At 68.8% G+C, this 12431-nt stretch carries 11 protein-coding genes; 3 read left to right on the top strand and 8 right to left on the bottom strand.

From position 1 onward, the window contains the following. Window positions 1-64: 64 nt before the first annotated feature. Together CAP40_RS09300 and CAP40_RS09295 are read right to left on the bottom strand one after the other, a co-directional pair. Window positions 65-820, bottom strand: a complete 756-nt coding sequence (locus CAP40_RS09300) for a hypothetical protein (RefSeq protein ID WP_144034297.1) — start codon at window positions 818-820, stop codon at window positions 65-67. A 38-nt stretch (window positions 821-858) separates the two neighbouring features. Continuing rightward, window positions 859-2355: a serine hydrolase gene (locus CAP40_RS09295; protein ID WP_086129072.1), complete on the bottom strand. Its 1497-nt coding sequence runs from the start codon at window positions 2353-2355 to the stop codon at window positions 859-861. Window positions 2356-2495: 140 nt separating this feature from the next. Between CAP40_RS09295 and CAP40_RS09290 the strand changes: the two genes are divergently transcribed. From CAP40_RS09290 to CAP40_RS09280, 3 genes are all read left to right on the top strand, one after another. Further along, a complete protein-coding gene (locus CAP40_RS09290) occupies window positions 2496-3269 on the top strand; it encodes a transcriptional regulator (protein WP_086129071.1) in 774 nt (257 codons plus the stop codon). 93 nt (window positions 3270-3362) lie between these two features. Then, window positions 3363-3944, top strand: coding sequence for a TetR/AcrR family transcriptional regulator (locus CAP40_RS09285; protein WP_086129070.1), 582 nt, complete (start codon window positions 3363-3365; stop codon window positions 3942-3944). 60 nt (window positions 3945-4004) lie between these two features. Beyond that, window positions 4005-4457 carry an MAPEG family protein gene (locus CAP40_RS09280; protein WP_086129069.1) on the top strand — a complete coding sequence of 151 codons (453 nt, stop codon included), beginning with the start codon at window positions 4005-4007 and terminating at the stop codon, window positions 4455-4457. Between the two features lie 38 nt (window positions 4458-4495). Here the strand turns inward: CAP40_RS09280 and CAP40_RS09275 are convergent, their stop codons facing one another. The 6 genes from CAP40_RS09275 to CAP40_RS09250 all read right to left on the bottom strand — a co-directional run bounded on the left by CAP40_RS09275 (window position 4496) and on the right by CAP40_RS09250 (window position 12429). Then, window positions 4496-6388 (bottom strand): XrtA/PEP-CTERM system amidotransferase, encoded by a 1893-nt coding sequence (locus tag CAP40_RS09275; RefSeq protein ID WP_086129068.1) that lies wholly within the window; start codon window positions 6386-6388, stop codon window positions 4496-4498. A gap of 95 nt (window positions 6389-6483) precedes the next feature. Beyond that, window positions 6484-8007: an exosortase A gene (gene xrtA / locus CAP40_RS09270; protein ID WP_179188068.1), complete on the bottom strand. Its 1524-nt coding sequence runs from the start codon at window positions 8005-8007 to the stop codon at window positions 6484-6486. 75 nt (window positions 8008-8082) lie between these two features. Then, window positions 8083-9333: a TIGR03087 family PEP-CTERM/XrtA system glycosyltransferase gene (locus CAP40_RS09265; RefSeq protein ID WP_086129066.1), complete on the bottom strand. Its 1251-nt coding sequence runs from the start codon at window positions 9331-9333 to the stop codon at window positions 8083-8085. Further along, window positions 9333-10406 (bottom strand): FemAB family XrtA/PEP-CTERM system-associated protein, encoded by a 1074-nt coding sequence (locus tag CAP40_RS09260; RefSeq protein WP_086129065.1) that lies wholly within the window; start codon window positions 10404-10406, stop codon window positions 9333-9335. Before CAP40_RS09260 ends, CAP40_RS09265 begins: the two co-directional genes overlap by 1 nt. Next, entirely contained in the window at window positions 10403-11257 is an 855-nt protein-coding gene (locus tag CAP40_RS09255; RefSeq protein WP_086129401.1) for an XrtA system polysaccharide deacetylase, read from the bottom strand. The genes CAP40_RS09260 and CAP40_RS09255 overlap by 4 nt, the downstream gene beginning before the upstream one ends. Before the next feature lie 8 nt (window positions 11258-11265). After that, on the bottom strand, window positions 11266-12429 hold the full coding sequence (locus CAP40_RS09250; RefSeq protein ID WP_086129064.1) for an ExeA family protein: 1164 nt from the start codon (window positions 12427-12429) through the stop codon (window positions 11266-11268). Window positions 12430-12431 lie beyond the last annotated feature (2 nt).

Genomic DNA, 12431 nt, shown 5'->3' with positions numbered 1-12431 from the left:
CCCACGCGATCGAAACGGAAGACAGGGCGGCCGGGACATCCCCGGCCGCCCTTTTCCTTGGCGCTCAACGCACAAAGAAGGCAGTGCGCGCGACGCCAGCATTGTTGGTGGGCCCCATCCAGGCACGAACCTCGACTTCGTAGAGGCCGGATGCTGTGGCCGGGATGCTCGCGCCGAAAGTGGCCGAAGCAGCGTCGAACTGCAACTTTACAGGGCGAGAGACGACGCCGTTGACGGTCACATTGGCTTCTACCTCGGTATCGCCGGCACGCCACGGGCCGCTCTCCGAGAGCGCGCAGCCGCACAACATGGTGACTCCCACGCGCAGCCCCACTGCCTCGCCTTTCTTCGCCCACTGATAGGCGACGGGATCGGCGATATCCACGATCAGCCCGGGCAGCTCGATCAGCCAGCCGTCCCCGGCGGTCAGGTGACGTCCGGGCAGGATCCATTGCGTGCTGGTCGCGGTCGTCACTGCCTGGGGCTGGCTGAGCGGGCCGGTCGCCTGCGCCGTCACCCGGCGCGGGCGATCGATGTCCAGCCGGGCCCGGAACACGGCGGAATCCGCATCGGACTTTCTGGCGCCCCGCTCCCCGCCCATGATCCGCTGGGTGTCGCCCGTCGTGCCCGAAGTCGTGCCCTGCGCAAGCGTCTCGCCGGTATCGGCATCGGTCAGGACGATCCGGACAGGCGCGGCATAGCCGCCGAGGAACTTGGCACCGCGCGCGATCACGCGGACTTCCACATCGGTCGGGTCGGCCATTGCCGGCTGGACCAGGAAAACGGCCGCGCACATCGCAAGGCCCGGGCAGAAACGCATCGTCATGCTCCTCGAGGAAGAAAGTGAATGGTATCGCATCAGTTGGCGGCCGGCGGCGCGGCAAGATCCCCAAGGATCGCCGCGATGCGCGCATTGCCCGGATCGAGCGCCAGCGCACGCGCATAGCTTGCGCGCGCGGCTTCGATGCGCCCCAGCGCGCGACAGGCTTCGCCAAGGCTGTCATGCGCGTTCGACGAACCGGGAAAGCGCCGCACGTTCCACTCGAACGGGAACAGCGCGGTTTCCGCGTCGAGGATCTGCATGGCGTCATAGCCGACCCGGTTCACGATCCCTTCCACGACATCCAGCGGTGCGGTCGCGTCCAGGAGGTCGACCGCCTGGCGCCAGCGTCCGGAGGCGAGGCCGCGAAACAGTTCCTCCTCCCGCAGCTCGGTCGCGCGCGCGGCCCCCGGCATCACCAGATCGGCCAGCAGGGTCACCAGCCGGTGCCGGTCGAAGGTCGAGCGTCCGCCATTGTCGAAATAGATCACGGTCGCGCAATCGTCCGGATCCGCCGTCCGGAAGAAATGCCGCCAGACCAGGCGGACGTCGCCGCCATGCCCGACGATGGTGACGTCGCCGTGCCGGTAATATTCCCAGCCATGGCTGTGCCAGGCGGCCGCGCCGCCGGGCATCGGAAAGGGCGCCCAGGACGCACGCAGCGCCCCCAGCGGCAACAGGTCACCGCGCAGCAGCGCCTGGGTCCACCGCACCATGTCGGCAATGGTAGTGAAGGCGCCCGCGGAGCCGAAGGCATAGGTGGGCAGCACCGGCAGCACGAACCGCGCCGGCGGCCCGCCACGCCCTGGAACCGGCCGATAGCTCGATACCAGGTCGGGCAGCCGCACCGCGGCGCCGGGATAGCCGGTGTGATAGCCGGTGCGGCGCATCCCGGCCGCCCGGAACTGGCGGGCCGCCAGCACGGTGAGCGGGGCACCCGCCGCCTGCTCCAGCGCGATGCGAGCGAACAACATGTTGGTCTGGTTATAGTCGTTGCGGGTGCCGGTCGCGAAGCGCAGCGGCTTGCCGCGGATGGCCGCGAGCGCCTGGTCTTCGGTCGGCGCGACGAAATCCGGGATATAGTCCGGCAACCCCGACACATGGGCAAGCGCCTGTGCCAGCGTGATCCCGCGCCACGCGTCGGGCAGCCCGTCCCGGATCCGGGCGAGCGGCATCGACAGGTCGAGCGCCCCGCGCCCGGCGGCCTTTGCCAGCTCGACGATCAGGAACAGCTTGGAGACGGAGAAGATGGGATAGACGGATCGGGCCGTGATCCGTGCGCCGGTATCGCGATCCGCCAGTCCCGCGTGGCGGACATGGACGAGCCTGCCGCGCCGCAGCACCGCCGCGGAATAGCCGACCGTGCCATAGCCCGATGCCGTGGCGTCGAGCAGATCGTCCAGCCGCTTCGCCACCGGCGCGCCGGCGAACCCGCACGCCGCCGGCATGGCGAGTGCCGACGCCGTCATCCCCGCCAGGCCGAGACCCAGGACATGACGCCGGTCGGGCAGGAGGAGGTCATCCTTAGACGGCATTTGGCGATTCCCTTGCGTGGTGCGTGTCGATCGGGAATCGGCTATCGTGCTCGGCCGGAAGGGCCGAATGACATCTCGTGACCTGATCTGACATCTGGCAACCGGACCGGCATGGGCGTTTCTTTGCAGTGGACGATGGGATGCTTCGCTTCGACGATTTCCGCCTGGATCCTGCCGCGCTGCAGATCTTCCGGGGCGACGCGCAGCTCGATGCGCCGCCACAGGTGGTGGAAGTCCTCGGCTATCTGATCGACAATGGCGGGCGGACCGTGGGCCGGCAGGAACTGCTCGACCGATTCTGGCCCCGCGCCGGAACCGGCGGGGACGCATCGCTCAACACCTGTATCCGCCGCATCAGGGCCCTGCTCGGCGACGAGGCCGACACGCCGCGCTATATCCAGACGCGGCCGAGATCCGGCTATCGCTTCATCGGCGCGATCCATACCGCATCCGTGGCCGGGGCGCCTCGCCGTCTTGGCCGCCTCGCGGCTGCGGGCGGCCTGTTCGCCGCGCTCGCCGTCGGCGGTGCCGTCTGGGCACAGGCCATGGTCTTCCGGCCCCAGCATCGCATTGCCATCGAAGGGGTCCAGGGCCTGTGCGAATATGTGCTCTTCCCCAAGTTCAACGCGGGCCTGCGCGAGAGCTTCCTCGCCGAGGTCGGCAACGGCCTGCCCAGGGGCTATAGCGTCGCCACCACCGACAAGGGGGCCGATCTCCTTGCCCGCATCAGCGTGCGGCAGACTCCGCGGCAGACGGTCGTCGTGGTCAATCTCGTCGATCGCGGCGGCGGGCGCATCCTGTGGTCGGGGCAGTTCGTCGGAGCGACCGACACCAACGACTATCTGCCCTTGCAGCGCGCATTGGCGCGGCACATGGCGCGCGGGCTCCGAAAGGCGCTTGCCGAACACGCCTGAAGCGCATCGCCGGCCATCCTCGACTTCGCTCGCTGCAACATGGCGGCATCAATCCGGATGCAGTGCACCGGCTGACGCATCAGTGAGAGATGAATGCCCCGCCTGACCGAAGCGACTGCCGCCAAGCGCCGCATGCACATATTGGACGCGACCGCGCATTGCCTGTTCGAACGCGGGCTGCTCGCCACCTCGGTCGACAATGTCTGCGCCCAGGCCGGGATCAGCAAGGGCGCCTTCTACAGCCATTTCCCGAGCCGCGACGCGCTGATCCACGCCGTGACGGACATGCTCGCCGCCGAACTGGGCCCGATCGAAGATGGCAGCATCGCGACGCTCGCCGATTCGGTGTTCGAACGCCAGATCGCCCCTGCCCTCCCCCCGGCCCATGCCCGGTTCGGCATCGAGATCACTGCCGCCAGCGCGGGCGATAGCGGCCTGCGCGAGCGCAACACCGCAAATCTCGAACGGCTCCGTCACGCAGTGGAAGCCGCGGCCCGCAGCCTGATCGCCGCCGGCAAGGCACGTGCCGATGCCGATGCCGCCACGGTGGGCTGGCTGGTCCAGGCGCATGTGATGGGCGTGCTCTGCCGCAACGCGGTCTGGCAGGCGCAGGACGCGGCGGCGCTGCGCCGCGGCACGCATCTGCTCCTCGAAAGCCTGCTTGCGCCCGTTTAGTTGCATTTGCGAACCGATTGGGCCAGCCTCCCGGCTTCACACGCAGTGGGAGGGGCTGCAATGCATAGTCAAATCCTGGCGCCAGTGGTGGTGCTCGTCGCCTGGACGCTCGTCATGCTGGTCTGGACGATCGTCACGCGCGTTCCCGCGATGAAGGCGGCTGGCATCGACATGGGCAAGCTGATCGGCAGCAAGGGCACCGATGCCGACAAGGTGCTGCCGCCGGCGGTCCAGTGGAAGGCGCACAACTACAACCATCTGCACGAGCAGCCGACGCTGTTCTACGCGATCGCGCTGACGCTCGCGCTGCTCGGCCAGGGCGAGGGCCCCAATCTGTGGCTCGCCTGGGCCTATGTGCTCCTGCGCATCGCGCACAGCCTGGTGCAGGCGACCTTCAACAAGGTCTCGGTCCGCTTCCTGTTCTTCCTGCTCTCCACCCTGGCGCTGGTGACGCTGACGGCGAGCGCGGCGGCATCGATCTTCGCGCCGGCCATGACGGTGAGCGCCGGTTGACCGATCCTCCCCCTTCCCCGGGGGAGGATTTTTGAGGGTTACCCGAACATCCGATTCAGGCTGCGCTCCAGCATCAGCAGCTGCCAGAGCGTCCGGCCGTGTTCCGCCCGCCCCGCCTTGTGCTCGGCGGCGAGCTTCTCGATCGCGTGCAGGTCGAACCAGCCGGTGCTGGCGAGCAGCTTCGAGCGCCCCAGCGCTGCCGCCTCATCGGCCAATGCCTTGCGGAACCAGGCGCTGATCGGCGTCACGAAGCCCATTTTCGGCCGGTAGAGCACGTCCTTGGGCAGATAGGGCTCCAGCGCCTTCTTCATCAGCCACTTGCCCTGCCCCGCCCGGATCCGCAGCGACGGCGGCAGCGTCGCCATGAACTGGACGAGCCGATAGTCGAGCAGCGGCTCGCGCGCCTCCAGGCTCACCGCCATGCTGGTGCGGTCGACCTTGGTGAGGATATCGCCCGGCAGCCAGTGCTGGATATCGGCATATTGCGCCCGGTCGAGCGCATCGCGCGCCGGCGCCTGGCGCATCGTATCGGTATAGCGCCGCTCGGCGCTGTGCCCGGCCAGCGCTTTCTTCATGGCATCCGAATAGAGCGCGTTGCGCAGCGCCGGGCCAGTGACGCCCACGGCCTTGGGATAGGCGAACTCGCCCCCCTCGGCCAGCGCCAGGAACGTCGTCTTCGCGCGGAACGGGCGCGGCGCCCAGTCCGCCTTGGGATAGAGCCGGCCGAGCGTGCCGAACACGCGCTCGCGCAGGCCCTGCGGCAGCAGCGCGCGCGCACGCTCCTCGGCGGCGAAGAACCGGTAGCGGCGATAGCCGGCCAGCGCCTCGTCCGCGCCGTCGCCCGACAGCGCCACCGTCACGCTCTCGCGCGCCAGCTCGCACACCCGGTAGGTCGGCAGCGCCGAGGCATCGGCAAAGGGCTCGTCGAACGCGCCCACCAGCGTATCGATCAGCGCGAAATCGTCCGCCGCCACCTTGCGCGTCCGATGCGCGGTGGCGAAGCGCTCGGCGACCATCTGCGCATAGCCGGTCTCGTCATGATCGGCCTCGTCGAAGCCGATGGTACAGGTCTTCACCGCCGCCTTGCTCGCCTCGGCCATCAGCGCCACCACCGCCGAACTGTCGACGCCGCCCGAGAGGAACGCACCGAGCGGCACATCGGCGATCATGCGCGCACGCACCGCGCTCCGCATCAGGTCGACCAGTTCGGCCTCGAGGTCGCGCAGCTTGCCGGTCGCGCGCTTCGAGAAGTCGATGTCCCACCAGCGCTGCGGCTTCGGCACCGGCTTGCCGCGCTCCAGCAGCAGGAAATGCCCCGCCGGCAGCTTGCGCACCCCCGCCAGGATCGAGGAATCGTCGGGCACATAGCCGAGCCCCAGATAGTCCTCGACCGCCTTGAAGTCCGGCGTCCGCCGGAACAGCGGATGCGCGAGCAGCCCCTTCAGCTCGGAGGCGAAGGCCAGCGCCCCGTCCGACAGCTCGGCATAATGAAGCGGTTTCACGCCGAACCGATCGCGCGCTAGGAACAGGCTTTGCGCACCGGCGTCGTAGAGGGCGAAGGCGAACATGCCGTTCAGCCGGTCGAGCATCCTGGGGCCCCAGGCCCGCCAGCCATGCAGCAGCACCTCGGTGTCGCTGTCGGTGGCGAAGCGGGCGCCCTTGGCCTCCAGCTCGGCGCGCACTTCCCGGAAATTATAGATCTCGCCATTGTAGGTGACGACCAGGCCCTGGTCGGGCGTGGCCATCGGCTGGATGCCGCCTTCGAGGTCGATGATCGCGAGGCGCCGATGCCCCAGCCCCACGCCTGCGCTGGTCCACACCCCCGAGCCGTCCGGTCCGCGATGGACCAGCGCATCGGTCATCTGCACGATACGCGCGGGGTCCACCGGCTTGGCGAGGGCGGGATAGTAAAGGCCGGCGATACCGCACATTCAGCGAAGATTCCTCATATGTGCCGGCTTAGCCCGCCTCCCTTACTTCGTCATCCCTGCCCTCCTCCTTCGCGGAGATGACGGAAGGAGGGAAGTCAGCGCCTGCCCGCCATGCGGTCGGCGAGGGTCTCGACGGGACCAAGCGCGCCCAGAAAGTCCTGGATCGCAGCATGGGCGCCATTGTCGCTCCCCTGCTCGGCCGAGAGCAGCACCGCCACACCGGCCTGGCTGCCGCCGAGCAGCTTGGTCTTGAGCGTCTCCAGCTTCACGCGCTTGTCGCTGCCGGTCAGCACGCCGCCGATCCGGTACCAGGTGACCACTTCGCGCTCGATGCGGCCGGGGCCGGTCATGCGCAGCGCGGCGCCGCGGCGGATCGGGCCCAGGTCCTCGATCTTCACCCAGCGATCATTCTCGCGGATCGCGCCGATGCCGAAGCCGACCAGCTCGCGCCCCTCGTGCTGGGTCGCATAGACCGCTACCGCCAGATCGACGCTGCGACCCGTCGCATCGGCATAGCGGCCGATCAGGAAATGGTCCGCGCCCGGGAAGTTGGGCGACCAGGCCGCGCGGATGCTGGAGGGCACGCGATGCCAGCCGGGCACCTCGGGCAGCGCCACGCGTGCCGGCACGGGCGCCGCGCGCGCGTCGTTCAGGCTGGACCAGCCAAGGAACAGGCTCGCCACCAGCAGCACCAGCAGCCCCGCGACCGGCGCATCCACCCGGCGTGCCGGCACCGCCTGCAGCCCCGCGGGGTCGAACCAGCGTGCATCGGGGTCGCGATCGAACCATTTCCAGCCGATCGCCAGCACCGCGGCCATCACCAGCGCGAAGAACACCCAGCCATAGACGATATGGTCGAACCCCGTCGCCGCCTCCACCGAGGTCAACCAGGCCGCATAGATGGTTCCGAAGGCGCGCAGGCCGTTGGCAAGGATCGGCACCACGATCGCCGCGACCAGAAAGGCCGCGCGCCGACGCCACGAGACATAGCAGACATTGGCCACCAGCACGCCGAACGCAGTCATCGCGATCACGAACTTGGCCCCCGAACAGGCCTCGGCCACTTCGAAATAGCCGTTGGAGGTAGTGATCAGCACGCCATCCACGCTGGCGGGCACGCCGAACAGATGCAGCATCGGCATCACCATCGCGATGGTGATGTCCTGCAGCGGCCCCTCGAGGAAATCGCCGAAGGGCATCAGGAACGCCATGTAGCAGAGCGGGAAGAGCAGCGCCCGGGCGACGTTCGGGCCCAGCACGGTCACCACCGTGCCCTGGAGCATCAGCACCAGCCCGGCATGGCGGAACAGCGCCACACCCGCGGCATCGCCCACCATCCAGCCGAGCCCGCCCGCCGCGACGATCGCCAGGCCGGGCCACCAGCCCTGAGGCGCCACCCTGGCGAGTTCGGCCCGCCGCTGCCATACCAGCCAGGCGATCACCGGCGCGATGAACAGGCAGTGCCCGAAGGTGGTGTTGGTCCAGTAGATCGTCGCCAGGTCCGCGGTGTCGCGGTGGAAGATCGCCAGCAGCGCCAGCCACACGCCCGCCAGGATCGCGGCATGCTGCTTCCACCGCGCATCGAAGATAACGGTCGCAGGCGCGGCGGAGCCTGGCATCGTCGCTGCTTCGGCCATGTCGTCAGCCCCTTTCGTGGATCCCCGCCTGCGCGGAGACGGCGGAATGCGGAACGATCACGCGGCCCGCCGCGGCTTCTTCGGCACGTCGGTGATACGGGAGACGCGCTCTTCCTTGGCAGGGCGCAGCGGCTGGCCGAGCACTTCGTCGAGCGGGCTCAGCCGCGCTTCCCAGCTGTAGCGGTCGATCACGCGCTGCCGCGCCGCCTCGCCCAGCTCGGCTGCCTTGCGGCGGTTGGAGAGCAGCCGGGTGACGTGCTCCGCCATCTCGCCCACCGTCGCGCCCACCAGGATCGTGCCGCCATGGTCGATGCCCGTCGCGGCGGCTTCGCTCGCCACCACCGGCCGCGCCATCGCCATGCCCTCGAGCACCTTGTTCTGGATGCCCCGCGCCAGCTTGAGCGGCGCGACCACCACCGCGGCCTGGGCCAGCCAGCCGCGCACATCGGGCACCTCGCCGATCACCGCCACGCCCGGATGCTTGCCCAGCGCCTTCACCGCGTCGGTCGGGTTGCGGCCGACGATGATGAAACGCGCGTCGGGATGGGCCAGGCGGATATGCGGCAGGATCGTCTCGACGAACCAGGTCACCCCCTCGATATTCGGGCGATAGTCCATCTGGCCGGTGAAGACGATCGTCGACCCCATCACGTCGACGCGCTTGAAATGCGCCGAGGGGTCGAAATAGTCGGTGTCGATGCCGTTCTCGATCACGTGCACCCGATCCGCGCCGGTGCGCTGGCGGAACAGTTCCGCCTCCGCCTCGCTCACGAACAGATTCGCATCGGCCCGTGCCGCGATCGCCTTTTCGTGCGCAAGCAGCAGCCGCGCCTCGCGGCCGAGCATCCAGCCCATCGGGCCCTTGCTGCTCTTGGCATAGGCGGCGAACTTGGCCGAATCCATGTCGACAAAGTCCATGATCACGCGCTGGCGCGGCCGCGGCGGGAGATATTGCGCCATCTGGCTCGAGAAGACGTAGATCGTGTCGATCCGGTGGCGCTCGAGGATGTTCTCCACCGCCTGGCGCAGCGCGTCGTTGTCGAACGCGGTGAGCGACACCGGCCGGTGCTGGACCAGCGCCTGGAACCCGGCCACCAACTGCGACTTGGCCCGCCACACGATCGAGCGGTTGCCGGTATATTTGGTCAGCCCGCCCTTCTGCTTCAGGTCGGCGGGATCGTCGGCGAAGGCGATCAAGTGGACGCGCTTCTTCGTCGAGAGATATTTCAGGATGTTGAAGCCGCGGATCTTGTCCCCCCGGTCGGGCGGATAGGGAACGCGGTGCGCGAGGAAGAGGATGTCGCCCATCAGCCGAGGCCCTTCGCGATCAGGGGACCCGCGCGATTGGCGATCCACAGGGGCAGCTTGCTCCAGACGCGCACCTGGAGCGAATATTTCGGGTTCACCGGGCTCGCATCGCGCGCCTTGGCGCCTTCCGCCACCCGCTCGTAATAGGTCAGCGGCTGCGGGTCGAAGCCCCAGTTCTTCTTGAACGAAGCGGCGCCGGTGCCGGTCTTGGAGCGGCCGAAATCGAAGCGCCGGCAGCCGCGGGTGCGGGCATGGCGCATCAGCTCGAAATACATGCGGTCATTGGCGCGCAGCGCGCGCGCTTCCCGCGTGCCGCCTCCCCAATAGGGATACACGGTGCCGTTCCAATAAAGGCTCAAGACACTCGACACTGCCACCCCGCCGCGGCGGACTATAAGCACGTCCGCCGAATTGCCAAATTCGCGTAAAACCTCGGAAAACAGAGTCCGGGGAAATACGGGCGTGCCGAGATTGCGGACCGACTCGGCATAGACGGCATAATGGGCCGCGATGTCGGCGGGGTTACAGCCGGTCGCGATATCGAGGTCGTTTTCCAGTGCCTTGCGCACTTCGGCGCGCTGCTTGCGCGGGATGGCGGCGAGCTGCGCAGCGTCGTCTTCCGCCAGTGCATGCACGAAGCCGAGATAGCGGGTATCGTCCACCCGCCATTCCGGCCCGGGCAACGGGCCGCCCCGCACTTCCACCACCGGGCATTTCCTCTGGCCGGCGAGCGCCCAGGCCGCCTCGGCCAGCTGCGAAACGACGCGCGCGTCGTGCGTCAATATGCCGCCGCCCACGCCGAACCCGGCCGATGCCAGCACATTGCCGAACAGCGGCGAGCGAACCTCCGTCAGCGGCATCACGCCGGCCAGGTCGCCCCTGGCATTCTCGGCGACCAGATAATGGCTCCGCTGCCCGCAGCCCCGCGCTACCGCGACGCTCCAGGCGGGCAGATGGAAGGGTGTGCCCTCCGGGTGATCGTGCACGAACGCCCCGATCCGCGCGCGCTCGATCGCGTCGCCCAGATCCGCGACGCGCAGCGCCAGAGGCTGGTTGCGCAGGGGGGCGTTCACCGCGCCTTCTCCGTCTTCAGGCGCGCCGCCTCGCGCGCCGCGATCGCATCCATCCGGCCCCAGGCATGCCCGGCGATCAACGTCTCTAGCTTGCCGGCCATCGCGCCCAGCCGGCTGTAGTGGCGCAGCTTCGACTTGAACGGCGCGTCCTGCACGCGCGGCTGCCCCGGGTCGATCTCCCAAGGATGGAAATAGAAGATGGCGGGGCGCGCCGCGTCGTTCGCCGCGCGTACCGCGCGGTAGGTCACTTCGCCCGGCAGCAGACGGAAGAAGCCGCCGCCGGTGGTCACTTCGCGGCCGAGAAAGCGCGCCAGCGTGATCGGTATCTCGATCAGTTCAGCGCCGGGCACCGGCCAGAAGGCCCCGCGCGGCGCATCGTGCCAGCCATAATGATCGTGCTTCACCGGCGCGACGCTCGAGGAATAGGCATAGCCCGACTCGGCCAGCACTTCGTGCGCCCAGGGCGTGCGGCGGTCGATCGAGAAGCTCGGCGCGCGATAGCCGGTCACCCGGGTCCCGCTCGCATCCTCCAGCGCCGCCCGCGCGGCGGCGAGGTCGGCGCGAAACTGCTCGGGCCCCATGGTGAAGACGCGCTGATGGTCCCAGCCATGGCTGGCGACTTCGTGCCCGGCATCGGCGATGCGGCGGATCAGCGCGGGATAGCGCTCCGCTACCCAGCCGAGCGTGAAGAAGGTCGCCTTCACGCCGCCGGCCTCGAACAGCGCGAGCACCTTGTCGGTGTTCGCCTCGACCCGGTGCTCGAGCGAATCCCACGCGTCGCGCCGGATCGTGTTCTCGAAGGCGCCGACCTGGAACCAGTCCTCGACATCGACCGAGAGGGCGTTGACCATCATGCGGATCAGGCCGCGTTCCCGCGGATGGCCGAAAGGTCGGGGCGGCGGCCCTGCCCCTCGCCCTGCTCCACCCAGTCGACCAGCAGCCCCAGCACGCGGCGCAGCGCCTCGTCCTGGTCGCGCACCTGGCTCTCCAGCTCGGTGATGCGGCGCTGCAGCGCCGGATCGTTCGCCGGCGCGGCCATCTCGGGGCGCAGCGGCACCGGATCGGCGGGGCGCGGCGGCGGCACCGGGGCGCCCATCGGCATCGGCGCGACATCGGTCAGTTCATAGGGTTCCGGCTGCGGCGCGGGCATGGGCGCGGGCGCCGGCGAAGGTGCCGGCGTCGCCACCGGTGCGGGCCGATAGCCCGAGACCGGCGTGTCGTCGTTCAGGTCCGCGATCACCGCGGCCAGTTCGTGCGCACCGAACGTCTCCATCTCCTCGACCGCGCCGAACAGCAGCACGCGGCTGGCAAGCTGGTTGATCCGGCGCGGGCTGCCGCCCGACCAGCGATGGATCGCCGCCACCGCATCGTTGGTGAAGCGCGGCTTGCCCCGCCAGCCGACGCAGGAGAGGCGGTGGATCAGATAGGGCTCGACTTCGTCTGCCTGCATCGGATCGAGATGGTGCATGGCGATCACGCGCTGGCGCAGCTGCTCGAGACGGGGATCGCTCAGCTTGAGACGGAATTCGGGCTGGCCGAGCAGGAAGATCTGCAGCAGCGGATAGCCGCCGGCCTGGAAGTTGGAGAGCATGCGCAGCTCCTCCAGGCTCTCGATCGGCAGCGACTGGGCCTCGTCGACCACCACGAGCGTGCGCCGTCCGGTGCGGGCCACGGCGTGCAGCCCGCGCTCGATCTCGCCCAGCATCTCGGCCTTGTTCAGGCCGGTGCTGTCGATCCCCAGGCCCTGGCAGACCAGCCGCAGCAAGTCCTCCGGGCGCAGCTGGGTCGAGACGATCTTGATCACGTTCAGCCGCTCGCGATCGATCTCGCCCAGCAGATGGCCCATCAGCGTGGTCTTGCCCACGCCGGGGTCGCCGGTGATCACCACAAAGCCTTCACCCTGGCTCAGGCCGTAGCCGAGATAGGCCATGGCCTTGCGGTGGGTGGCCGTGTCGAACCAGAATTTCGGATCCGGGGTCAGCTGGAAGGGCCGGCCGCTCAATCCGTAATGGTCGTCGTACATGT

The organism is Sphingomonas sp. IBVSS2 (assembly GCF_002127225.1).
Classification (GTDB): Bacteria; Pseudomonadota; Alphaproteobacteria; order Sphingomonadales; family Sphingomonadaceae; genus Sphingomonas.
Note: the sequence above shows the minus strand (reverse complement) of the source record. Positions and strands in the feature narration are given on the sequence as shown.